We start from the raw sequence: 24,502 nt of genomic DNA on the forward strand, positions 1-24,502 counted from the left end.
TGCCAATATCTGGCAGGCAGTTATCTTCCGGATCGGCTGTTTATAAACAGTAACACTTATGGAAGGGAAGTGAAACAGCGTGGGGAAGAACTTTTACACGAATGGTTTGAGGCGTTTTTCGAGGAATTTATCACGGAATGGAATTCCAACGCTTATATTCCGGTTGATGTACTTGGAATCGGCACCCTGTATAATCTGACCGAACCGGGAAGTGCACTGCATGAGAAGGCGAAACGCGCGATGGATATGATCTTTTATTCTCTGTGTCTGAATTCGCACAAAGGGGCGGTGATGACCAGTTTTGGACGGACGTATGAGAAGGAAATGAAGGGAAACTACAATGCAGGAACCACGTCCCTGTTGTATGTTTCTTACTGCGCCGGTTACTTAAACAGAGCCTGCAACGGTGTCCTGCCCCTGGTTCTGGGGGATTATGAGGCGCCGGTGGAATACCGCAAATATGCCTGCTTAAAAGACAAGCAGTATCTGATTTACCAGAATACGCAGGGGTTTGAACAGCATGTAAATCTGTATCTGTATAAGAATGCGGATGTACTGCTCTCAACGGCAGTGGGCTTTAAACCGTTTTTGAAAGGATATCAGGAACATATTGTCCAGGCAGCGATTGATGAAACGGCGCAGGCATTTATCAATCATCCGGGCGAGCCGTTCCCGTACGGCAGTGGAAGGCCCAGCTTTTGGGCAGGAAACGGATATCTGCCTCTGGCAGTTCAGTATCTTAATACCAGCATAGTCCGATATCATATCCCGTCAGAGGAACGGATTGATGTTACGCATCTCTATGCGCCGCTTTCCGAATTCTCCAATTATTATGGGGAAGACGGGATCCTGATTTTGGCGAAACACGGGGGCTATATTGCAGTCCGGGCGCTTAACGGATTGAGAATGGAGACAGAGGGACCGAACTGTTTCCGGGAATTTATCAGCAGCGGGCGGGATAATGTGTGGATCATGCGGGTTGGAAGTATAGAAGGACACGGGTGGAGAGAACGCCTGATACAGACGATGAAGCAGTTTGAGATTGAGATGGAAGAGGAGCGGACCAGGGTGGTGGATGAGGAGGGGAATGTATACTGCTTCGACAGAGAACACTCACTTACTGTAAATGGAGAAGACGTATACGAATATCCACTGCCGGTAGAAGGAAAAGTGGTTTTGGAAGGAGGATTCAATGATTGAGAGACGTGTTCTGGAGGAGCAATTGAACCTTGTTTCAGCGAGGATGTTATCGTTGAAAAGTAACGGGATGCCGGAAAAATATCCGATCAGTCTGATTGATATTCAGTGCTGGGAATGGCCTCAGGGAGTCGGTCTGTTTGGACTCTATCGGTATTACCGGATGACAGACAGGCGTGATATTCGGGACTTTCTGATCACTTGGTACGACGTGCATTTAAAAGAAGGTGTTCCGGAACGAAATGTGAATACGACTTCTCCTATGCTGACACTGACTTATCTTTATGAAGAAACACACAACGAAAATTATCTGGCTTTCATCAAAGACTGGGCGGATTGGATGATGAAGGATAAAAAACTGATCCGCACCGGTGATGGCTGTTTCCAGCATATGATTACCGGCGATCCGAATGATAAAGAGATTTTGATAGATACACTGTTTATGGCCGTTCTTTTTTTGGTCCGGGCAGGCAGGATTCTTGACAGGAACGATTATCTGGAGGAGGCCGGTTATCAGATACTCAGCCATATCAAATATCTGCTGAATAAACAGGAGGGGCTGTTCTATCACGGTTTTCATTTTGGACGAAATGATAATTACGGTGGCATTTTATGGGGAAGGGGCAACTGCTGGTACACGATTGTGGTCATGGAACTTGTTCAGGAAATGGAGTTAGATGGTGCATTAAAACGGTTTTTACTGAATGTATATGAAAATCAGGTAACAGCATTAAAGCGGTATGCGGACAAAGAGACCGGATTATGGCATACGGTGATCAATGATGAAGACTCTTATCTTGAACTGTCGGCCAGTTCGGCATTTCTGGGTGGGATTATGATGGGGGTGCGCCTTGGCATATTAAAGAGAGAAGAGTTTCAGGAACTGATTGATCAATCGCTTTCCAGTCTCCTGACCTATATTGCGGAGGACGGAACGGTACTTGGAGTATCTTACGGCACACCCATTGGGATGACAGCCGATTTTTATAAGGAGATTCCATGCTGCCCGATGACTTATGGACAGGCGTTAATGATTCTGGCGCTTCAGGAGGCGATGAATCCTTTTTGGCAGTCATCATAAGAACCGTTGATATTTTCCGGAAAATCCGGATGAGTATGATAAAATGAAAGGAGAGGAAGTTATGAGGAAAGTTGTATCAATGTTGTTGATGGGGGCTTTGGTACTGGGGACGCTGACCGGATGTGCGGGAAAGGAGAAGGCGGCTGAGAATGAGGTGAAGACACTTGATGTGGTGTGGTTCAGCGATGCCAAAGAAGGGGAATCCTTCATGAAACTTGCCAACCAATATATGGAAGAGCATCCCAATATTAAGATTGAACTGATTGAGGTGCCTTACAGTGACCTCGACAACAAGCTGAAGAATATGTTAAATGGAAAAGAGGCTCCGGCATTGGCGAGAATGACGAACCTTGGCCCGTTCCAGAATCAGCTGCTGGATTTGGGAGAGTACGTATCCGATAAAGAGGCATTTATAGACAGCTTTGGAGAGGGCCTCCGGTTTGTGTATGATGGAAAAGTGATTGCGGCGCCGATGGACGTGGGGGCCAATGGGTTAATCTATAACAAGACTGCGTTCGATAAGGCAGGGGTATCTGTACCTCAGTCAGAGGATGAAATCTGGACCTGGGATGAGTGGAAGGACGCTATGAAGACCGTCATGGAAAAAGGAGATTGTAAATACGGACTTGTTTATGACTATACACCCCAGCGTTTTACCACCCTCCTTTATCAGGCAGGAGGAAGTTTGTTAAATGAAGATTTAACAGCCTCAAATTTCAACACGGATGCAAGCAGAAGAGCGCTCTCTTTCTTTAAGGAACTTCACGATGAGGAAATTATCCCCTCATCCGTATGGCTCGGCTCCGAAAATCCTAACAATTTGTTTCGGTCCGGGCAGGTCGCGATGCATATAGGAGGAACCTGGCTGATCTCCAATTACAAAGATGAGATTACGGATTTTGAATGGGGAGTCACCTATCTTCCGAAAGAAGTGACACGTTCAACGGTGCCGGGGGGCAAATGGCTGGCAGCTTTCCAGAATACCGGAGTGGAGAAAGAAGCGGCGGAATTTATTGAATGGATTTCCAAGGCGGAACAGAATGCCCAGTACTGCCTGGATAACAGCTTTCTTTCCCAGGTAAAAGGAAATGAGAATCTGGACTATGAATATGGGAAAGAGTTTTTCAATATATTTTCTCAGGAACTGGCAGCTACTGGCTCGCAGCCAGGCGCCGAGTGGGGGTACCAGGCATTTACGGGCGCGGTTCAGACTGAATTAAAGGAAGGGATTGTGGATGTTCTGGCTGATAAAATCACGGTGGATGAATTCGTAGAGAAGATGGATAGCCGGATAAATGAGGCGTTAAAAGAGCTGGAGTAGTCGGACTGATTGGTTTCTATCATATAAAAATACCGCTGAATTGTGAAATCTTAAACAATTCAGCGGTATTGCTCTGTCCTATCTGGTTTAGGATCGGCAGATTGTTACTGCCCCTGATACATATATTTAATTAATCGCTCCACATCTTCCTCGTCGTGGGCCACCAGCTCCAGCTCTTTGATATAGCCGTTGGAGAACATGGTTGCCATGGACAGGTACTGGGTCAGTTTGGACTTTAAGTTGATGCGGTCTCCCTCCGGGGAAACAAGCTCTACGGTGCCCTTGCACTGGTCAACTACCTGGAAAAATTTTTCTACATCTGTTATATTCTGAATCTTCATCGGAAACCTCCTTGTCAGACTGTCTGCTTTTTACAGACTCCATTATAACAACTTCAAATGGTGAAAACAATGGATAAACTGGCAGAAAATACCAGGGCTTCCCACTGTTTTTATGTCAATAAACGACAGAACAGGTCCGGTAAATGCCTGGGCCGGGGACATTTCCGGCAGGTTCTTAAGCGTCGAAATCGATGTGGTACAGCCGCTCGGGGGTGTGGATGTCCAAGTAGGACAGATTAAACTGGTCCGCCATCACGTCGATTTTGTACTCGTAAAATACGCTGCCTTCCTTCTTGGACATGAACAGATAGGATCCCGGCTCCTTGTCCTCAATCTCATCGCAGATTTCATTGTAAATCTCTTCCCCGTCCACGGGGCCGGTATAGCCGGATGTCCTGATTGTTTCCTCAATCATCTGAAACAGTTCTTCCATGATTATGTGCCTCCTTTATGTCATTTAGCAGCAGGTAGGAGAGCCGCAGTCCTCCGCGCCCGCATCCGATATCGATGTCCGGCTTGTTGGCCCCGTGGAAATCGGAGCCGCCGCTGGGGAGAAGATGCTGCCGTCTAGCCATCTCCCGAAGTTTCCCGCTCTCATGCTGGTTGTGGGACGAGTGGTAGACCTCGATACCCTGAAGTCCCATCTCCTTCAGCCGCGCCACCATGTCCTCAATCTGGGCGTACCCCATATGATACTGCATGGGATGGGCGATGATGGGAAATGCTCCCGACGAGGTGAGGATCTTCAGCACCTGCTCCGGCGTGGTGACTTCCTTTCGGATACAGTAACGCCCGCCATATGTTAAATATTTATCAAATGCCTGGCCCCGGCTGGAGGTATATCCTTTTTCCGTCAGCGCTTTGGCAAAATGAGCTCTCGTGATGATGGTATCCGGATTGCCGGCCGTCAAATCCTCCATGGTGATGGCAAATCCGTCCTCCTGAAAACGTTGCAGCATCCGCTCATTTCTCTCATTCCGGATGCGCCGGATGTCTGTCAGCCCGTTCAACAGGACGGGACTGTCTTTTTCGACAAAAAGTCCCAGAATATGAATCTCCGTCGTCTCATACATGCAGGACATCTCAATCCCCGGCACCAGTTCTAATGATGTCCCCTTGGCGGCTTCCTCCGCCTCGGCCAGCCCGTCAATGGTGTCGTGGTCTGTCAGCGCGATGGCATCCAGTCCCTTGGAAATGGCGTAGGCCACCACCTCTGAGGGCGACATGGTTCCGTCCGATGCATTGGAGTGAACATGCAAATCAATGAATCCCATACAAACCTCCTGGTTTCGAAATACTTTGGTAATACAATAGTAACATGTTATCACAAATAAGTAAAATGGGAAAAAAAACTTGCGGAATTTAATAAATATGTAATTCCATTTTACACAAAGTATGGTATACTCTAACTTGTAAGTCTACACGATAATGTAAAAAGGTGAAATTGATGAGTACAAATAACAGAAAGAAAAGCGCCCGCAATCTGACATACAGCAAAGCGTCAGGAAGGGACAGACAGAGTGGAAGAGCGGGGCAGAATGCGCGGCGTAGTGCGGCGCAGAGAGCTCGTAGAAATACAAAGAAGAGAAAGCCATCCTATGACTATGATTCCTATGATTACAAGATGATTGCCATCGTGGGAGTCGTGCTGATTCTCGTCATCGCGGGGGCGGTGCTGCTGACGCGGCATTTTAAGAGCAAACCGGTGGCGGAGACAAGCACGGAGGAGACGGAGCTTCAAAAGGATGTGACGGTGGACGGCATTTCCATCACCGGCATGTCGAAGGATGTGGCGAGAGATACCATCCTGGAGCATTTTGCCTGGGATATGAAAGTTACATATGAGGGAGCCGAAGAGCCGTATCAGGTGCCGAACCTGATGGAGACCAAGGTCAACGCTCTTTTAGAGGAGATATTCAACGGAGACCCGAAGGAGTCCTACAATCTGGACACCGGCGGTCTGGACGAAGAGGTGAAGGCCCAGGCGGCGGCAGTGGCGGCCAAGTGGGATGTGAAGGCGGTCAACGGTGCGATTGCAGGCTTTGACAAGGAGACGGGCAATTTCATCTATACGCCGGAGAAGGTTGGAGTGGTCATTGACCAGACCAAGCTGGCGGATGATATAAGCAACGCGCTGACCTCCAAGAACTTCAAGGCGACGCTGACAGCCATGGCTACCCAGGTGCAGCCGGAGATTACGGAGGCCCAGGCCAAGGAGCTTTACAAGGTTATCGGCACCATGACGACGACCACCACCAGTAACAAGGACAGAAATACCAACATCCAGCTGGCGGCGGATGCATTAAACGGCATGATTATCCAGCCGGGCGAGGAATTTTCCTTTAACAACACCACAGGCAACCGTACCCTGGAGAAGGGATACCGGCCGGCCGGCGCCTATGTGAACGGCGTTCTGGTGGAGGAGCCGGGCGGCGGCGTGTGCCAGGTGTCATCCACACTGTACAACGCGGTAGTATTTTCCGGACTGACCACCACGGAGCGCCATGCCCACAGCTACGAGCCATCCTATGTGACACCGGGCGAGGACGCCATGGTCAGCTACGACGGCTACGCGGGGCCGGATATGAAGTTTGTGAACAATTCCAAGGACGCGGTGGCTATCCGCACCAAGTTTGAGAAGCAGAAGCTGACCATATCCATCGTGGGAATCCAGATTCTGGAGGATGGCGAGAAGCTCTATATGAAGTCTGAGAAGATTGCGGAGCTTGACCCGCCGGAGCCGGTGTATGAGGAGAACCAGTCCTTACAGCTGGACGAGGAGAAGGTGGTGAAGGCCGCCGTCAACGGAAGCCGCTGGAACACCAATCTGGTGAAAGAGAAGGACGGACAGGTCATCAGCGACGAGTTCTTCCACAAGAGCACTTATAAAGGAAAGGCGGCTACGATTCAGAGAAATACCTCCGGAGTGGTGGTTCCGGAGTCCACAACGGCCACCCAGCCGGCAGAGTCGGCGCCGTCCACGGAAGTGACCACGACAGCGCCGGAGGGACCGGGCGAGACGACGACCCAGGCGGCTACCCAGGCGCCGGAGACGACTACCACCCAGAGCGCGGGACCGGTGGCAACCACAGCACCGACCACCCAGGCACCAGCGCCATCGGAGCCGGCGACCCAGGCTTCCCTGCCTCCGTCACCGGGCGGTGGAGGGATGACCGAGACCGTGGGGGCGAATCCATTTTCATCTTAACGCATTCAAAAATCATGGGAGCAGACGGTATTTTATCCGCCTGCTCCTGTTTTTGTGGATTGTATCTAAAATAATCCATAATTTTAACGTTTTCTCCTTTGCAATTCCCTAAATAATTGTTATAATATTATCTAGGTCAGTGCGCGTTTTATCGATAACTACGATGGACGCAGACACTCAGCTATTCCCGCCGGAGTTTTGAAAGACAAGCCTGGCGGAGGGGCGTATTTTTGTGCGCCACACTATGCAATATTCACATTTGTAGGAGGAAAATCAAATGGCAAGAAAAATGAAAACCATGGATGGTAACCATGCAGCAGCTCATGCGTCATACGCATTTACTGATGTAGCGGCTATCTATCCGATTACCCCATCTTCACCAATGGCAGAAGCTTCTGATGAGTGGGCGACAGACGGAAGAACCAATATCTTCGGTCAGACAGTACAGATTACAGAGATGCAGTCTGAGGCAGGTGCAGCTGGCGCTGTACATGGTTCACTGGCAGCCGGTGCATTGACAACTACATACACCGCTTCCCAGGGTCTGTTATTAATGATTCCAAACCTTTACAAAATCGCTGGTGAGCAGCTGCCAGGCGTGTTCAACGTATCTGCCCGTGCACTTGCCAGCCATGCGTTATCTATTTTCGGTGACCATTCCGACGTTTACGCATGCCGTCAGACCGGCTGTGCGATGTTATGTGAGTCCAGCGTACAGGAAGTTATGGACCTGACCGTAGTTGCCCATATGGCAGCAATCGAGGGCAAGGTTCCGTTTATCAACTTCTTCGACGGATTCCGTACTTCTCATGAGATTCAGAAGATTGAGACATGGGATTATGAGGATTTGAAAGAGATGGTGGATATGGACGCGGTTGACGAGTTCCGTAAGCATGCTCTGAATCCAAACCATCCATGCCAGAGAGGTTCCGCTCAGAACCCTGACATCTTCTTCCAGGCAAGAGAGGCATGTAACCCATACTACGACGCATTACCGGCTATCGTTCAGAAATACATGGACAAGGTAAATGCTAAGATTGGTACTGATTACAAATTATTCAACTACTACGGAGCAGCTGACGCTGAGCATGTGATTGTTGCCATGGGTTCTGTCAATGACACCATTGAAGAGACCATCGATTACATGGTAAAGGGCGGCGCTAAGGTTGGTGTGGTAAAGGTTCGTCTTTACAGACCATTCGACGCACAGGCTCTGATTGACGCTATCCCGGATACGGTAAAACAGATTTCCGTATTAGACAGAACCAAAGAGCCAGGTTCCCTTGGCGAGCCGTTATACTTAGACGTTGTGGCAGCTCTTAAGGGCAGCAAGTTTGACCAGGTTCCTGTCTTCACAGGACGTTACGGTTTAGGCTCCAAGGATACCACACCGGCTCAGATCGTTGCCGTATTTGGCAACACCGAGAAGCAGAAATTCACCGTTGGTATCGTGGATGACGTGACCAACTTATCTCTGGAACTGGGAGCTCCGCTGGTTACCACACCGGAGGGAACTACCAACTGTAAGTTCTGGGGTCTGGGCGCTGACGGTACCGTAGGTGCAAACAAGAACTCCATCAAGATTATCGGTGACAACACAGATATGTACGCTCAGGCTTACTTTGACTATGACTCCAAGAAGTCCGGCGGTGTTACCATGTCCCACTTACGTTTCGGACATACACCGATTAAGTCCACCTACCTGATTCGTCAGGCAAACTTCGTGGCCTGCCACAACCCTGCTTATGTGCGCAAGTACAACATGGTTCAGGAGCTGGTAGACGGCGGAACCTTCTTATTAAACTGCCCATGGGATATGGAAGCTCTTGAGAAGCATCTGCCAGGACAGGTGAAGAAGTTCATCGCTGACCACAACATCAACTTCTATACCATCGATGGTGTAAAGATTGGTATTGAGACCGGCATGGGCCCGACACGTATCAACACCATTTTACAGTCCGCATTCTTCGAGCTGACCGGCATTATCCCGGCTGAGAAGGCCAACGAACTGATGAAGGCAGCTGCCAAGGCTACTTACGGACGTAAGGGCGAGGACGTTGTTATGAAGAACTGGGCTGCTATCGACGCAGGCGCCAAGGGTCTTGTGAAGGTAGAGGTACCTGCAAGCTGGGCAAACTGTGAAGATGAAGGCTTAGACTATAAAGTAGTGACTGAGGGGAGAAAAGAAGTAATCGACTTCGTAAACAACGTTCAGTCCAAAGTGAATGCCCAGGAGGGTAACAACTTACCTGTATCTGCATTCAAGGATTATGTTGACGGCTCCACACCATCCGGTTCTTCCGCATACGAGAAACGTGGTATCGCTGTGAAGGTTCCGGTTTGGAATCCTGACAACTGTATCCAGTGTAACTTCTGTTCCTATGTATGTCCTCATGCAGTTATCCGTCCGGTTGCTATGACCGCTGACGAGGCAGCTAAGGCTCCGGCAGATATGAAGATGCTGGATATGACCGGCATGCCAGGTATGAAGTTTGCCATCTCCATCTCCGCTCTTGACTGTACCGGATGTGGTTCCTGTGCAAACGTATGTCCTGGAAAGAAGGGCGAGAAGGCTCTTACCATGGGCGGCTTAGAGGAGAACTTAGGCGAGCAGGCGATCTTTGAATTCGGCCAGTCTTTACCGATCAAAGAGGAAGTTATCGCGAAGTTTAAAGAGAACACCGTTAAGGGAAGCCAGTTCAAACAGCCATTGCTTGAATTCTCAGGCGCATGTGCCGGATGTGGCGAGACACCTTACGCAAAATTAATCACTCAGTTGTTTGGTGACAGAATGTACATTGCCAACGCAACCGGATGTTCTTCCATCTGGGGCAACTCTTCACCATCCACACCATACACCGTAAATGCCAAGGGCCAGGGTCCTGCATGGGATAACTCCTTATTCGAGGACAACGCTGAGTTTGGTTACGGTATGTTACTGGCACAGAACGCGATCCGCGAGGGCTTAAAGGCCAAAGTGGAGACCGTGATGGCTTCCGATGAGTCCAGCGACGAAGTGAAGGCAGCCTGCAAAGACTACTTAGATACTTACGGCGTAGGCGCTACCAATGGCTCCGCAACAGACAGACTGGTTGCAGCGTTAGAGGGTATCGACTGTGAGACCTGCAAGGATATCGTGAAGAACAAAGATTTCCTGGCTAAGAAGTCCCAGTGGGTATTCGGTGGTGACGGATGGGCTTACGATATCGGTTTCGGCGGTGTTGACCACGTACTTGCAAGCGGCAAGGACATCAACATCATGGTATTCGATACCGAGGTTTACTCCAACACCGGTGGTCAGTCTTCCAAGGCTACCAAGACAGGCGCTGTTGCACAGTTCGCTGCCGGCGGTAAGGACACCAAGAAGAAAGACCTTGCAAGCATCGCTATGAGCTACGGCTACGTATATGTAGCACAGATTTCCATGGGCGCTGATTATGCACAGACCGTGAAGGCCATTGCCGAGGCAGAGGCTTATCCGGGACCGTCCTTAATCCTTGCTTACGCTCCATGTATCAACCATGGTATCAAGAAAGGTATGGACAAAGCACAGACCGAGGAGAAACTGGCTGTTGAGTGCGGTTACTGGAACAACTTCCGCTTCAACCCGGCTGCTGAGAAGAAATTCTCCTTAGACAGCAAGGCTCCGAAGTTAGAGACCTATCAGGACTTCTTAAAGGGTGAGGTTCGTTACGCATCCCTGGCTATGAAGAATCCTGAGAGAGCAGCTGAACTGTTCGCAAAGAACGAGGCAGATGCGAAGGAGAGATACGAGTACCTGCAGAAGCTGGTTACTCTGTATGGAAATGACTAAGTTTCCGATTAATTGATATGTAACAGTTCATAAAAACGTAAGAAACCCCGCTCTTGACAGGGCGGGGTTTTTTATGTATACTAACTGTATTAAGAGTATTAATACACTAATAATACAATCATCATAGAACAGAAAGGAGGACGCAGATGATACTGTTGGATTATAAAGACAGGAGACCTATCTACGAACAGATTGTGGAGAAGCTGCAGGAACTGATGGTGTGCGGGGCATTGCCGGAGGACAGCCAGCTGCCGTCGGTGCGGAGTCTGGCCATGGACTTGTCCATCAATCCCAATACCATACAGCGGGCGTACGCGGAGCTGGAGCGGCAGGGATACATTTATTCGATTAAGGGGAAAGGGAGTTTTGTGGCGGAGAATACCGGGATTAAGGAGACGAAAAAACTTCGTTTATATAAAGACCTGGAGAAGCTGACAGACGAGGCGAAGCTCATTGGAGTGACGAAGGAGGAGTTTGTGGAACAGGTCAGCCGGAATTTTGACTTAAGGAGGGAACGAGATGATAGAAGCGAAGAATCTGACAAAACGGTTTGAGCAGATTGTAGCGGTGGACCATATCAATGCCACTATTAAGGATGGCAGTGTGTTCGGTCTGATTGGCACCAATGGCGCCGGAAAGAGTACCTTTCTGAGGATGGCCAGCGGAGTGTTGAAGCCGGATGAAGGCAGCATTACCATAGACGGGGAACCGGTGTTTGAGAATACCAGGGTGAAATCCAGGTTTTTCTATATATCAGACGACCAGTTTTTCTTTAATAATGCCACACCGGACGAGATGATGTCCTTTTACATGACGGTGTATCCGAAATTTGACAAGATGCGCTATATTCACCTGATGGAGAGTTTTGACTTGGAGCGGAAGCGGAAGATCAATACCTTCTCCAAGGGCATGAAGAAGCAGGTGTCCGTCATCTGCGGTGTCTGCGCCGGGACGGATTATCTGTTCTGTGATGAGACCTTTGACGGGCTGGACCCGGTGATGCGGCAGACGGTGAAGAGCATTTTCGTGGGGGATATGCAGGAGCGGAATCTGACTCCGATTATCGCGTCCCACAACCTGCGGGAGCTGGAGGATATCTGCGACCATGTGGGACTGCTTCACAAGGGCGGCATTTTGCTTTCCAAGGATTTGGATGACATGAAGCTGAACATACACAAGATTCAGTGCGTGCTGGAGCCTGGCATGGAGCCGGAGGATTTGGTGGCTCTTGACAAGGTGAAGATTGAACGGCGAGGAAGTCTGTGCACCCTGACAGTCAGGGGGACCAGGGAGGAAGTGGAAGCCCTGATGGCAGACTATCACCCGGTATTTGCGGAGATTATTCCACTGTCTCTGGAAGAAATATTTATCAGTGAAACGGAGGTGGCCGGTTATGACATCAAAAAACTTGTGCTTTAAACTGATGAGAGAAGATTTGAAACGTCGAATCTGGACGGTGGCGCTGCTGATGCTGACATTTTTCTTCTGTATTGTGATTCCCGTGTTCTATTCAGGAAGCAGACCTATGGATGAGTTCACGGATGCCCTGATGTGGCTTAACAATGTGCGGGATGAGGTGTGGGAGATTGTCGGCGCGGAGAATCCGTTTATCGTCATGACTATGATTGTGGCGGCCATTGTCTGCGGCGTGTCGGGATTCAGCTATCTCCACGCGGCCAAGAAGGTAGATTTTTACCACAGCATTCCGGTTAAGAGAGAGCAGCTGTTTTTGGCTTCCTACTTGAACGGAATCCTTATGATGGCGGCGGTTTATCTGTTAAACCTGCTGATTGCCATGATAGGGGCCAGCACCTTCGGCGTGGGATTTGGGGAGACCTTCAGCGTGGCCATGATGGCATTTTTCTTCCACATGGCATTTTACTGCCTGATGTACACCACCGTGGTACTGGCTATGATGCTGACGGGAAATGTGATTATTGCGCTGCTTGGAACGCTGGTGTTCTACTCCTACGGCCCGCTGGTGACGGCATTGTTTTCCGGATATATGTCCAGCTGGTTTCAGACATTTTCCTACACGGACGGTCTCAATGATAAGCTGGAATTCCTGATGGTGCACACGTCACCATTTGGATATTACATGACGAAAATAGACAGTTATGGGGAGGAATCGGTGGCGGCGGTGGTTCTGGCCACCTGCCTGATTGCTGCGCTGCTGGCGGTTGGCGCATGTCTGCTGTATCGTCTGCGCCCGTCGGAATCGGCTGGCAGGGCGATGGCGTTTAAAAAGACCATGGCGCCTATCAAGATTCTGCTGGTTATGCCGCTGGCACTGGCCTTCAGTCTGTTCTTCTATATGCTTCGCTCCAGCTTTGGCTGGGCCATATTTGGAGTGTTATGTGGTGCATTGATTGTCCACTGCCTGATGGAGATTATCTATCACTTTGATTTTCGGAAGCTGTTTTCCCACAAAGTCCACCTGGCGGTCTGCATCGTGGCCGGTCTTCTGATTGTGTGCGGGTTCCGGTTTGACTGGTTTGGCTATGACTCTTATCTGCCGAAGGAAAATCAGGTGAAATCGGCTTCTGTTTACTTGAGAAGTCTGGATAACTGGGTGACTTACGGATATGTGCAGGAGCCGCGGTATGAGGACGGATATTACCGTTGGAATTACCAGAGTGGGGAAGCGTTTATCCGGGAGTATATGAAGCTGGAGCAGACTGCCGAGGTGATTGCCATGGCAGAGGAAGGAATTGCCTACAACAAAAATGTCAAGAACCAGCAGTGGTCGGATTACAATGATTACGAGGAGTACATGGGCTTTAATGTGGAATATACGCTGAACAGCGGCAGAGTGGTGTCCAGAATTTACTCGGCTCCGGTCAGCGCGATAGAGGATAGCCTGAGGCAGATTTATAACAGTCCGGCCTACAAAAAGGGCGTGTACCCCATCCTTTCCCAGACAGCCGACGAGACGGTGCGGGCGAATTTCCAGCAGTATGATAAGATTGCCGGAATTGTGGAAGGCGGGGCGTCCGCAGAGCTTCTGAAGGCTTATCAGGAGGACTTAGAGAGTCTGACCTATGAGACCAGAGAGAAAGAGCTGCCTATCGGAACCATCCAGTTTGTGACAACCATCATGGACAAAGCCCTGACGGGACGGGAAAATGATTCCAGCAACGGTTACTACTATTCCAGAGATATTGCGGACAGATGTTATTATCCCGTATATCCGTCCTTTACAAAGACGCTGGAGCTGTTAGAGAAGAATGGCGTGACCGTGGAACATGGCCTGAGCAGCTCCAATGTGGAGAAGATAGAAATATGGGATTATTCCGGCGGGAGGGAATAGTCCGGCAGTTACTATGATGAGTATGGTTACGAAGTAAAGGAGTACGGCTATTCCGCTGCCGCGGATGGGGATATCCATATTACCATCGTGGATAAGGCGGAGATTGATGAACTGGGGCCGGCCCTTGTGTACCAGGACTATTACGGTATGAATGAATCGGCCTGGTGGACCCAGGTGATGAACACGGATGTGTCCGTGACCATGGAGGACGGAAGGTATATCCGCTGTCTTCTGGACAGTGAGAAGGTTCCTGCTTTTCTGAAACAGAGAATAGAGCAGACGGCAACTGAGTCGTAGGGAATTTTCATAAGGATAGGATAAAATAAGGATGTCATGTTGACTTTCTTACTCTGACAGGCTATGATAAAGAGAGATTCGGCTTAAAGGAGGAAGGTTGACATGGCATTTTTAGATGATTTGGGCAAGACACTGACGGATATGGGCAAGGACGCGGCACAGAAGACGAAAGACGTTGTGGATATACTTCAGATGAAAGCACAGATTGGCACGGAGAAATCAAAGCTTCGTGATTTGTATGCGACCATCGGAAAAAGCTATTATGAGGTGCATAAGGACTCGGCGGAGGCGGAGCATGCGGAAGCCTGCGGCCAGATTGAGAGCAGCTTGGCGAAGATTGCCGAGCTGGAAGAGAAAATCAGCAGACTGGACAATACGGTCACCTGCCCATCCTGCGGCGCTGTGCTGGATAAGGGTTCCGCATTCTGCAACCGCTGTGGAGCCGCTGTCGTATCCCCCAGCCAGGATTTGATGGTGGTGGGAGAGGACGCTTTCGATGAGGCGGATAATGTGGTGGTGGAAGACGTCAAGGAAGACGTGAAAGAGACTGCCGGGGATATCGTCGTGGAAGAAGCGGAAAAGACGGAAGAGTAACAGGATCGTTTGACAACAAGACAGTGAAAAAGAAAAAGAGAAGCAGGTGGACGGCAATGTCCATCAACTTCTCTTTTTGTTTATAAATTTTTATTCCGATTGTTCTCCCAGATACCGGGTCACCACCGCGCCAACTATCGCCAGCACTATGCCAACCAGCACGCTTCCCGCCTTTAAGGAGGAGAGCTGTTCAAACAGCCCGGTGTTGTAGAAGATGGCAAAGGGCGAGGCCACAATCAGGCCAAGTATGGCACAGTAGGTCTGCACGCCATAGCGCTCAAACAGGAAGGTGATCAGTTTGGCAATCAGGAAGATGCCAAGCAGCACCCCGATGCCAAGGGGAAACAGAAGCAGAAAGCCATTTAACAGGCCGGCGGTGTCAAGGTTTTTCAGCGCCTCGATGAAGGAGCGGATGGCTTCCAAAATGCCGTAATAGTAACCCAGAATCATCATCACCAGAGAGCCGCTGACGCCCGGCACCACCATGGTGGCGGAGGCGATAATGCCCACCAGAAACAGGCTGATCATAGTTCCGGCCGTAGGCGTGAAGGTCTTAAGCACCTCGGTGTCCTCATTTAACATAGGCAGGAATACCGCCACGGCAAACAGCGCCAGAAACGCGATGACGCCGCTGACTCCGATGGAGGAGCCTTTCTTGTGTAAATCCTTTCTCAGAGCCCTGACGAGAACCGGAATGCCGCCCAGAATCAGGCCCACAAAGGTCATACAGGTCACAAAGGTATATTTGCTCAACAGAAACTCAATGGCGTAGGAAAATCCCACAATCCCGATGCCGCAGCCGAGAATGATGGGCAGCAGGGCAGCCAGGCTTTTCTTCCAGTCTTTTAACAGATTGGAGATGGAAGAAATCAGTTTGTCATAGATGCCCAGCGAGACAGCCATGGTTCCGCCGCTGACACCGGGAATCACGTTGGCAATGCCGATAAACATGCCTTTTATGGTATCCATAAGAAATGTCATAGTTTGTCCTCTTTCCGTGGCGACGCATGTAAAAAGCCACTGGGTCTATTATAGGTGGAAGGCCGTATCCTGTCAAGAATTCCCGGCGTTGTTTTATAGATATTTAACAGACAAAATCACCTGTTTTTTTCAGGAAATACCTATGTAAATTGTAAGAAAAGGCTATGTTAATTTCAGGTGAAATGTGTTAGACTAGAGCGGCATGAAGGGTGGCGGAACAGGCAGATGTCACGCCACATACGGATGAAGAGAGAAGCTGGAATTCAGGGGTATGGGAAAATGAAAGAAACCGGAAAATGGCTCGCCAGAATCGGCGTGCTGTCCATAGCAATTCACATGATGATCGAATCCATCGGCCGCAAGTCGGTGTGGATGATGATTTCTTATATAGAAAGCAGTCCTTTGGTATTTTTGTTAAACACGCTGATTATCGCGCTGCCGTTTGCGCTGTTATTTCTGACCAGACGGAAATGCTTTGTCATGGCCATTGTGTCCATCCTGTGGCTGACGGCCGGCGTGGTCAACGGATTTTTGCTGACCTTTCGGACCACTCCGTTTACGGCGGCGGATTTCCGGCTGGTGAAGTACGGGCTGAATATGATTACCACCTATATGACGTGGCCTCAGATTATTCTGGCGGTGGGCGGCTGTGTGCTGGCGCTCTTCGGGTGTGTGGTTATCTGGAAAAAGGCGCCGAGGACGGAGGGGAAGGTGTCCTTCGTCAAGGCGGTGCCGCTGGTGGCGGTCTTTGCGGCCCTGGTGCTTGGATGTACGGCGGCTGCCATGGAGACGGAGCTGGTGGCGGTGCGGTTTGGCAATATCGGACAGGCGTTTAAGGACTATGGATTTCCCTACTGCTTTGCCAATTCTTTGTTTAACACCGGCATTTCCAAACCGAAGACCTATGACAGCGAGACGGTGGCCATGATTGAGGAGGAGCTGGTGCCGGAGAATACCTACCGGCTGTCGGAGAACAAGACGCCCAACATTATCATGATTCAGCTGGAGTCCTTTTTTGACCCGCTGGTGTACCGGAATTACTCCTTCGAGTATGACCCGATTCCCTATTTCCGGTATCTGAAGAAGAGGTATCCCTCCGGGTATCTGAAGGTGCCAAGCGTGGGGGCGGGGACGGCTAACACGGAGTTCGAGTGCATTACCGGGATGAATCTGGATTTCTTTGGGCCGGGGGAGTATCCTTACAAGACCATATTGCAGAAGACGGTCTGTGAGAGCATGGCCTTTGATATGAAGGAGCTGGGGTATACGTCCCACGCGATACACAACAATGAGGGGACATTTTACGACAGACATAAGGTGTTTTCCCAGCTGGGGTTTGATACGTTTACGCCGATTGAGTATATGTATGATATCAAGCGGAACCCTACCGGGTGGTGTGAGGATGAGATTCTGGTGGATGAGATTGTGAAGACTCTGGATTCCACTAGGAAACAGGATTTTATCTATGCGATTTCGGTGCAGGGGCACGGGGCTTATCCCAATTTTGAGTATTACTGTCAGCAGATTCATGAGATGGACAATTTTGTGAAGCGGCTGACCTACACCCTGCGGGCCCGCAAGGAGCCTACGGTGGTGGTGATGTATGGGGACCATCTGCCGGGATTTCCGTGGGAGGAGGGGGATATGAAGAATCACTCCCTGTTCCAGACGCCTTATGTGGTGTGGAACAACCTGGATTTGGAGCCGGTGAAGCGGAATGTGGAGTCCTACCAGCTGGCGGCCTATGTGCTGGATATGCTGGATATTCATGAGGGAACCATGATGCGGTATCACCAGAAGTACTTAGATGACAAGACGGCGGATAAGGAGCAGTATCTGGAAGGCATGAAGGTGTTGGAGTATGATATGCTCTACGGTGACCAGGAGATATACGGCGGGGAAATGCCCTATGAGGCGACAGATCTGCAGATGGGCATCCATCCCATCGTGGTGGAGAAGATGGTGTACCAGGAGCCGAATCTGCTGCTGTACGGGGAGAATTTTAATGAATTTTCCAAGGTGTATTTCAATGACAAGGCGGTGGATACTATGTACGCCGGGCGCTCCAATCTGTTGATAGTAAGGGATATTCCGGAGAAGAAGCTGGAGGATGTGGTGGTCTCGGTGAAGCAGGTTGGGAAGGATAAGGTGCCGCTGGGGGACGCGGTGATGGAGGCGGAGGAGATTCGCTGACGGATAGTTTTGGGACGGAATTGAGACTGGCGGAAGAGGAAACCGGTGGGACAGGAATTTGACAGAACTGGATTTGATGATAGAAAAAGGAAGACGGGCGGGCTCCGGGATGGGGCAGCCGGTCCTCCTTTTTTGATTCGGTTATCTCGGTCTTGAAATGGTTGCGGCTATGACTCCACAATATGCATCCGCAGCGGCATCATCAGATGGCTGACCATCAGGCGGTAGGCTGAGTCGCCGTCTCCCTTAGCCAAATAATCATAGAACTGCCGATGCTCGTCTAAGGTGGCTTCCACACGGCCGGGGACGGAGAGGGCGGAGGAGGTGGTCAGGTGAATCAGGTACATCAGCCGCTGGAAAATATGGGAGAATTCCTGATTGTCCGCATACTCCACCACAGCCAGATGGAATTTATGGTCGTAGTCCATGAACTGCTGCAAGGAGTTGGAGGAGGTCAGGGATTTCTCCTGCCGCTCCAGCAGCTGGCCCAGGGTTTTCAACAGCTGTTTTCCCTTTTTCGTCTCAATTTCCGAGGCGATGAGCTGGGCGCAGAAGCCCTCAATCGCACAGCGTATCTGGATGGTCTCCACCATATCCTCCTTGTTCAGCTGGCGAATCATAAACCCCTTGCTGGGAATAACAGTAATATAGCCGTCCTGGGCCAGACACTGGAGGGCTTCCCGCATGGGAGTCCGGGAGATGCCAAGCTCGGAGGCCAGCTTTGTCTCGGAGTAGAGAACATTTTTCTCAAACCCGCCCTCCAGGATGCGTTTCTTTATAGTTTCGTATGCCTGCACCTGCAGGGGACTTTTAAAATTCATGAATGAAACTCCTTTCCATTCGTTTTCCTTTGTTACGACTATCATATAATAAATCGGCTGGAAAATCAATAAAAATAATCCTTGACCGGTATACCGGTATGCTGTATAATGGCCGTAAAGGGAGATATTTCCTAGTAGTCAGTTATCAAAAAACCAATTTTTTATCTCAAGGAGGAAATGAAATGAGTGCATATCAGATGGGAAATTTAAGAGTCGTGGACTTAACAAAAGTCCTGGACCCCAAAACCGAATCCAGAAGATGCGGCCTGACCAGATTCAACACCGGCGGCCCAATCCCGGATTTCCACACGATTATGGATTTAACCAGCCATTTGGGAACCCATGTGGAGTGTCCTTACCACCACAATGACAACTGGTCCGACGTGGAGTCGCTTCCAATCACCACCTTTATGGGCAGAGCCATTTACGTCAACATCGAGGGCTGCGAGCCAAACCACAAAATCACAGGGGAGGATTTGGAGAAAGCATGCGGTGACAGAATCAAGGAGGGCGATATCGTTATCATCGATTCCCCTATGAAGCTGGCTCCATTTACACCGGACAGCAACACGGAGAAGGATAAACGCCTCTTCATCTGCCGTGAGACCGCCGAGTGGTTCCGGGAGAAGAAAGTGAAATGCGTGGGCTTTGGCGATGGTGTTTCCATCGAGAGCAACAATGAGGATGTCTGTGCCTTCCACGATGTGCTGATGGAAGTGAACTGCGTGTTCCTGGAGGTACTGAAGAACCTGGAGGAACTGACGACCGACACCTTCTTCATGTCCTATTCCCCACTGCCAATCAAAGGGCTGGATTCCTGTCCCATCCGCGCTTACGCGATTGAGGGCCTTGCGGAATTCTCCAGATAAGGAGCGATACATATGAAAATAGCAATTATCGGCGCAGGGGCTATGGGCTCCATTTACGGAGGGCACCTCTCCCTGCACAATGAAGTATATCTGGTGGATACCAACCAGTCCGTGGTGGATCAGATCAATGAATCCGGCCTGCGGTTGTTGGAGAACGGACAGGATGTCATGTACCATCCAACCGCCGTGACTTCCACGGAAGGGCTGGGGGAGATGGATTTGGTGATTCTCTTTGTGAAGGCGCTGTTTTCCAAAGCGGCTCTTAGCGCCAACCGGGGAATCATCGGCCCGGACACCTATGTGCTGACGCTGCAGAACGGCTCCGGCCACGAGGACATTTTGTCGGAGTTTGTGGATCAGGAGCATATCATCATCGGCACCACGGAGGACAACGGCGCCGTGCTGGAGGCCGGTTATGTACGGCATGGCGGCGAGGGAAAGACGAACGTGGGAATGCTGACGGAAGACAAAAACGGCATGCTTCCGGCGGTGAAAGCATCATTTGACTGCTGCGGCTTCCAGGTGCGGATTCACGAAAATATCCAGGAATTAATCTGGGACAAACTGATGACCAACGTTTCCCTAAGCGCTGTCACCGGTGTACTGCAGGTAAAGATGGGCTACATCGCGGCCAATCCCTACGCCTGGAATCTGACGTCCCAGCTGGTAAAGGAGGCCGTAGCCGTGGCCGGCGGCCTTGGACTCACCTTCGACGAGGAGGAGGTCCTAGAGAAAGTCAGAACCACCTCCCGGAATAATCCGGAAGGCATCACCTCCATCTGCGCCGACATCGTGGCCGGCAGGAAGACCGAGGTGGACACCATCAGCGGCTCCGTCGTCCGTGCCGCCCAAAAAAGCGGCGTCTCAGCCCCCACACATGAGATGATCGTGAACATCATCCACGCACTGGAAGGAAAGGAAACGAAAACTCCATAAGTGTATAACTGAAAGCCCCTGGCAGTATGGTGAGTGATCATGCGGCCAGGGGCTTTGTATCATAGGAAAGTGCTCTGTGATACAAAAACGCTCCGCTATGGATGCGCACTCCGCGCTAAGGAAGTATGGCCGCTAAAGCGACCGCGGGGTCTGACCCAACGGAGTGCGGCCCCGCACGCAGTGAGGTCACTCCGGCGCGAGAGTCTGCTTCAGCAGACTCTTTATGGGGGACGAATTTAAGCGATTTTCACTTGCAAATTCTTTATGGATTGTCTATAATCAGATTAGGAACCAGACAAATGAATGCTGTGTCATACCACCGGTAAGGAGTGTTTATGGCGCAGAAGGAGTTTCAGAAATTAGATTTAAAGGATGCATTTTTATTTGCGGCGGCGTTGGAGGATGCGGAGACATGCCAACTGGTGTTGGAACTGATTATGGGAAGGCCGGTTGGACCGGTGTCAGTACAGGTGGAACACAGTGTGTTGTTTTCCAAGGATTTCCGTTATGTGAGATTCGATGTATATGCCAGTGATGTGACGAATGTGTTTTATGACATGGAGATGCAGAATTCCCATAAGGAAGAGCTGCCAAAGAGAGCCAGATATCATCAGGCGGAGCTGGATGCCACATTTTTAAAGCCAGGTGAAAAGTTTCAGGAATTACCGACCAGCTATGTGATTTTTATCTGCACTTATGACCCGTTTCATTCGGGACTTTACCGTTACACGTATGAGGAGCGGTGCGAGGAAACCGGAGAGTGTCTGGGGGATGGAACCTGTAAGATTTACCTGAATACGAAAGGGACAAATGAAGCGGACGTGCCCCAGGAGCTGATTCATTTTCTGAAGTATGTGGAAATGTCTACGGACAGCTGCGTGGAAGCCTGTAAGGATGAAAAGATTCGAAAATTGCATCAGAAAGTAGAAATGATAAAGAAGAGCCGGAGACTGGAGGAATCATATATGACAATGGAAGAATTGTTGGAGGACCGGGCGGCGGAAGGAAAAGCAGAGGGCAAAGCGGAAGAACGTCAGTTGATGTTGAAACTGGTTTCGCTGATGATTCGGGATGGTCTGACAGATGAGATTGACAGGCTCAGTGAGGACGAGGACTTTTGCAATTCCATGTTAGAGAAATATCATTTATAGCAGTATCTGATCATTGCTGCCCGGTTACGAGGCTGGGCAGTGATGTCTGTTGTATGTCTAAAGAATGTGCTAATTGGTTATTCGACTAAAAATTCAAACAAATTATAAAAGAATATTAGGTGGTAGTAGATACAGAGTGGGATTTGTCTGGTTCCATGACGGTGTGGGGCATTGTGTAGTCGTAAATGGGAAATATTGACAGAAAAATGTTGTTTATTTTCTTGCAATTTTACCCATTTGCGTTTAAAGTAGGAGGTATCATAGAATCTTACGAAGGAGGACTTTTTTTAACATGGAGGAACGCAAAAATATGAATCTGAAAGAAGAAATGCTGTACGGGTACCGGGAATATCTGCGGGACGAGGAGAGGAGTCTGGCTACGGTGGAGAAGTACTTGCGGGATGTGAGGGCGTTTATGAGATATCTGGGAGAGGATGGGATGAAAGCTTGTGAGGTGGACAGGGAGAAGGTGCGGGAATATAAGATGTTTTTGCGGGAGCAGTACAAGATTTCCAGCGCTAATTCCATGCTGGCGGCGGTGAACAGCTTCTTTGTCTTTCTGGGATGGGGGGAGTTGAAGGTGAAGCTGTTTAAGGTGCAGAGGGCGCAGTACAGCCGGCCGGAGACAGAGATGACAGAGAAGGATTATGAGCGGTTAGTCCAGGCGGCCAGGAGGCGGGGGGATGACAGGATGAGCATGTTGATTCAAACCATAGGAAGCACCGGAATCCGGATCAGTGAATTGAAGTTTATTACGGTGGAATCCCTGGAGACGGGACGGGCAGAGATATATAATAAGGGGAAGTCCAGGGTGGTGCTGCTTCCGGTGGAACTGAGCAGGCTGCTTAAACAATATTGCAGGAAGGCAGGGATTATGACGGGCAGCATTTTCGTCACCAGACAGGGAAATCCGGTGGACAGGAGTAATGTGAGCAAGAAAATGAAGGAGCTTGGGAGAGAAGCGGGCGTTGACACGGCGAAGATATTTCCACACAATCTAAGGCATCTGTTTGCGAGGATTTTTTACAGCATTGAAAAGGATGTGGTAAGGCTGATGGATTTGCTGGGGCATTCCAGTATCAGTACGACAAGAATTTATACTATGACGACGGAAGAGCAGCCAAGGAGGCAGATGTCGCGGATGAAGATGGTGCTTGGATAGCGGGACAGCAGCCGCCAAATCAATAAAAAAACACCCCATAATAAGTATTATGAGGTATCAACAATCATTTCTGAAGGGGTTTTCCTTCATGATATAGTCTATTATACCCATTTTCGTAAAAATTGCAAGGTTTGAAATGGAAAAAATTGCAAAATACGGGCGGGAATTCGCAGAATTGTGAATTTGTGGGTATAGAATCCGGTGATTGGGCCTTCGGGTGCTGAATCGCCTGTTTGCCGTGCCGGAAATGTTTTCGGGAACATTCGGTATTCGGAATCGTCTGTGTTTCTTCTTAAAAAAATTCCTAAAATTTAAAATAACAGCATCAGACGGGAGTGAATTGGTCCCAGCTGGACAGCAGGTACGCTCTGGCAGTGCGGCCCGGCACTCTGTAATACTTATTATGGCGTATAATCCGAAAGAGAGGTGCCAATCCGTGGAAGTGGCCGAGATACAAGGGAAATCCCGCCGTCAGAAGCGGAAAGGCCAGAGAAAAAAAGGCAGCCGGGAGACTCATTTTCAGACAGCCGGTTTCGGCGGATTTGAGGAGAGCCAGGTGATCTGTTTCCTGTGGGACATTGTGAAGGCTTTGGAGCCGGGAGCAGATGAGCGGGCAGGCAGGGGAAGAGATAAGGAGCCACTGCGCATGCTGGAAAAGCAGCTGCGCCGGCGGATACGGGTGGAGATGCGCCGGTATTTCGTGCGGAAAAGGCGCAGAAATGTGAAACTGGTGTGTGGTTCGGTGGCATTTATCCTGTGTGTGTTCTGCCTGTTTGGATTTCTGATAGGGATTGACAGGGTGTCCGGCAGTTCCATGTACCCGTATCTGAATCACGGGGACTGGATTGTGTATGGCCGGACAGGCCGGGAACTTCAGAAAAATGATGTGGTAGTGTTTGAAAAGGATGGGGAGAATCTGGTGAAACGGATTGTGGGCCTGCCGGGAGATACAGTGGAAATCAGCAAATCCGGAGGCCGTGTGGTAATCAACGGGATACCAATCAGCGAGGATTATGTGACGCTGCCGGATACGGAAGAGGAAGAGAGCCAGATGGGACCGCCGCTGACGGTGATGGACGGGCAGTATCTGGTATTGGGGGATAACCGGAAAGTGTCCATCGACAGCCGGGACAGTGGAATGGGGACCGTGCCGGCGGAGTCAATGCTGGGAAAAGTGATTCTGATTATCCGCGGCAGAGGATAAGAGGAGATACGGAGACAGATAA

20 protein-coding genes and 1 pseudogene are annotated in these 24,502 nt (G+C 50.0%); 16 read left to right on the forward strand and 5 right to left on the reverse strand.

All coding sequences use genetic code 11. From position 1 onward, the window contains the following. The 3 genes and pseudogenes from HMPREF9473_RS08720 to HMPREF9473_RS08730 all read left to right on the forward strand — a co-directional run. Positions 1-1,200 (forward strand): annotated as a pseudogene (locus tag HMPREF9473_RS08720) (hypothetical protein); the annotation flags it as partial. Continuing rightward, entirely contained in the window at positions 1,193-2,278 is a 1,086-nt protein-coding gene (locus tag HMPREF9473_RS08725; RefSeq protein WP_006779721.1) for a glycoside hydrolase family 88/105 protein, read from the forward strand. The pseudogene HMPREF9473_RS08720 and the gene HMPREF9473_RS08725, both read left to right, overlap by 8 nt. A 61-nt stretch (positions 2,279-2,339) precedes the next feature. Then, entirely contained in the window at positions 2,340-3,599 is a 1,260-nt protein-coding gene (locus HMPREF9473_RS08730; RefSeq protein WP_006779722.1) for an ABC transporter substrate-binding protein, read from the forward strand. A gap of 104 nt (positions 3,600-3,703) precedes the next feature. Here the strand turns inward: HMPREF9473_RS08730 and HMPREF9473_RS08735 are convergent, their stop codons facing one another. The 3 genes from HMPREF9473_RS08735 to HMPREF9473_RS08745 form a co-directional block, all read right to left on the reverse strand. Next, a complete protein-coding gene (locus HMPREF9473_RS08735) occupies positions 3,704-3,940 on the reverse strand; it encodes a hypothetical protein (protein ID WP_006779723.1) in 237 nt (78 codons plus the stop codon). A 175-nt stretch (positions 3,941-4,115) separates the two neighbouring features. Then, on the reverse strand, positions 4,116-4,373 hold the full coding sequence (locus tag HMPREF9473_RS08740) for a hypothetical protein (protein WP_006779724.1): 258 nt from the start codon (positions 4,371-4,373) through the stop codon (positions 4,116-4,118). Beyond that, complete coding sequence (locus HMPREF9473_RS08745) at positions 4,348-5,214, reverse strand: PHP domain-containing protein (RefSeq protein WP_006779725.1); 867 nt, start codon at positions 5,212-5,214, stop codon at positions 4,348-4,350. The genes HMPREF9473_RS08740 and HMPREF9473_RS08745 overlap by 26 nt, the downstream gene beginning before the upstream one ends. A gap of 173 nt (positions 5,215-5,387) precedes the next feature. On the opposite strand from HMPREF9473_RS08745, the gene HMPREF9473_RS08750 reads away from it, so the two are divergent. The 7 genes from HMPREF9473_RS08750 to HMPREF9473_RS08780 all read left to right on the forward strand — a co-directional run bounded on the left by HMPREF9473_RS08750 (position 5,388) and on the right by HMPREF9473_RS08780 (position 15,163). After that, on the forward strand, positions 5,388-7,148 hold the full coding sequence (locus HMPREF9473_RS08750; protein WP_006779726.1) for a VanW family protein: 1,761 nt from the start codon (positions 5,388-5,390) through the stop codon (positions 7,146-7,148). A 277-nt stretch (positions 7,149-7,425) separates the two neighbouring features. Beyond that, positions 7,426-10,962: a pyruvate:ferredoxin (flavodoxin) oxidoreductase gene (gene nifJ / locus HMPREF9473_RS08755; protein WP_006779727.1), complete on the forward strand. Its 3,537-nt coding sequence runs from the start codon at positions 7,426-7,428 to the stop codon at positions 10,960-10,962. Between the two features lie 146 nt (positions 10,963-11,108). Continuing rightward, positions 11,109-11,516: a GntR family transcriptional regulator gene (locus HMPREF9473_RS08760; protein WP_006779728.1), complete on the forward strand. Its 408-nt coding sequence runs from the start codon at positions 11,109-11,111 to the stop codon at positions 11,514-11,516. Further along, complete coding sequence (locus HMPREF9473_RS08765; RefSeq protein WP_006779729.1) at positions 11,482-12,381, forward strand: ABC transporter ATP-binding protein; 900 nt, start codon at positions 11,482-11,484, stop codon at positions 12,379-12,381. The genes HMPREF9473_RS08760 and HMPREF9473_RS08765 overlap by 35 nt, the downstream gene beginning before the upstream one ends. After that, on the forward strand, positions 12,356-14,272 hold the full coding sequence (locus HMPREF9473_RS08770; protein WP_006779730.1) for a DUF6449 domain-containing protein: 1,917 nt from the start codon (positions 12,356-12,358) through the stop codon (positions 14,270-14,272). Before HMPREF9473_RS08765 ends, HMPREF9473_RS08770 begins: the two co-directional genes overlap by 26 nt. An 87-nt stretch (positions 14,273-14,359) precedes the next feature. Continuing rightward, entirely contained in the window at positions 14,360-14,569 is a 210-nt protein-coding gene (locus HMPREF9473_RS08775) for a hypothetical protein (protein WP_034858157.1), read from the forward strand. A gap of 102 nt (positions 14,570-14,671) precedes the next feature. Further along, positions 14,672-15,163: a zinc ribbon domain-containing protein gene (locus tag HMPREF9473_RS08780; protein WP_006779731.1), complete on the forward strand. Its 492-nt coding sequence runs from the start codon at positions 14,672-14,674 to the stop codon at positions 15,161-15,163. A 90-nt stretch (positions 15,164-15,253) separates the two neighbouring features. Here HMPREF9473_RS08780 and HMPREF9473_RS08785 read toward each other — a convergent pair whose 3' ends face one another. Further along, complete coding sequence (locus tag HMPREF9473_RS08785; protein WP_006779732.1) at positions 15,254-16,144, reverse strand: DUF368 domain-containing protein; 891 nt, start codon at positions 16,142-16,144, stop codon at positions 15,254-15,256. Positions 16,145-16,387: 243 nt separating this feature from the next. Here HMPREF9473_RS08785 and HMPREF9473_RS08790 point away from each other — a divergent pair, with 243 nt between their 5' ends. Continuing rightward, positions 16,388-18,337 carry a sulfatase-like hydrolase/transferase gene (locus HMPREF9473_RS08790; RefSeq protein ID WP_242830791.1) on the forward strand — a complete coding sequence of 650 codons (1,950 nt, stop codon included), beginning with the start codon at positions 16,388-16,390 and terminating at the stop codon, positions 18,335-18,337. Between the two features lie 167 nt (positions 18,338-18,504). Here HMPREF9473_RS08790 and HMPREF9473_RS08795 read toward each other — a convergent pair whose 3' ends face one another. After that, complete coding sequence (locus HMPREF9473_RS08795) at positions 18,505-19,158, reverse strand: GntR family transcriptional regulator (protein ID WP_006779734.1); 654 nt, start codon at positions 19,156-19,158, stop codon at positions 18,505-18,507. A gap of 182 nt (positions 19,159-19,340) precedes the next feature. Between HMPREF9473_RS08795 and HMPREF9473_RS08800 the strand changes: the two genes are divergently transcribed. The 5 genes from HMPREF9473_RS08800 (at position 19,341) to lepB (ending at position 24,480) form a co-directional block, all read left to right on the forward strand. Beyond that, positions 19,341-20,027 (forward strand): cyclase family protein, encoded by a 687-nt coding sequence (locus tag HMPREF9473_RS08800; RefSeq protein ID WP_006779735.1) that lies wholly within the window; start codon positions 19,341-19,343, stop codon positions 20,025-20,027. Positions 20,028-20,039: 12 nt separating this feature from the next. Further along, positions 20,040-20,963: a ketopantoate reductase family protein gene (locus tag HMPREF9473_RS08805; RefSeq protein ID WP_006779736.1), complete on the forward strand. Its 924-nt coding sequence runs from the start codon at positions 20,040-20,042 to the stop codon at positions 20,961-20,963. Between the two features lie 335 nt (positions 20,964-21,298). After that, a complete protein-coding gene (locus tag HMPREF9473_RS08810) occupies positions 21,299-22,114 on the forward strand; it encodes an Rpn family recombination-promoting nuclease/putative transposase (protein WP_006779737.1) in 816 nt (271 codons plus the stop codon). Positions 22,115-22,406: 292 nt separating this feature from the next. Next, on the forward strand, positions 22,407-23,276 hold the full coding sequence (locus HMPREF9473_RS08815; RefSeq protein WP_006779738.1) for a tyrosine-type recombinase/integrase: 870 nt from the start codon (positions 22,407-22,409) through the stop codon (positions 23,274-23,276). Positions 23,277-23,712: 436 nt separating this feature from the next. Then, complete coding sequence (gene lepB, locus HMPREF9473_RS26115) at positions 23,713-24,480, forward strand: signal peptidase I (RefSeq protein WP_006779739.1); 768 nt, start codon at positions 23,713-23,715, stop codon at positions 24,478-24,480. Positions 24,481-24,502: the final 22 nt, after the last annotated feature.

It is taken from the genome of Hungatella hathewayi WAL-18680 (assembly GCF_000235505.1).
In the GTDB taxonomy this organism is placed as follows: Bacteria; Bacillota; Clostridia; order Lachnospirales; family Lachnospiraceae; genus Hungatella_A; species Hungatella_A hathewayi_A.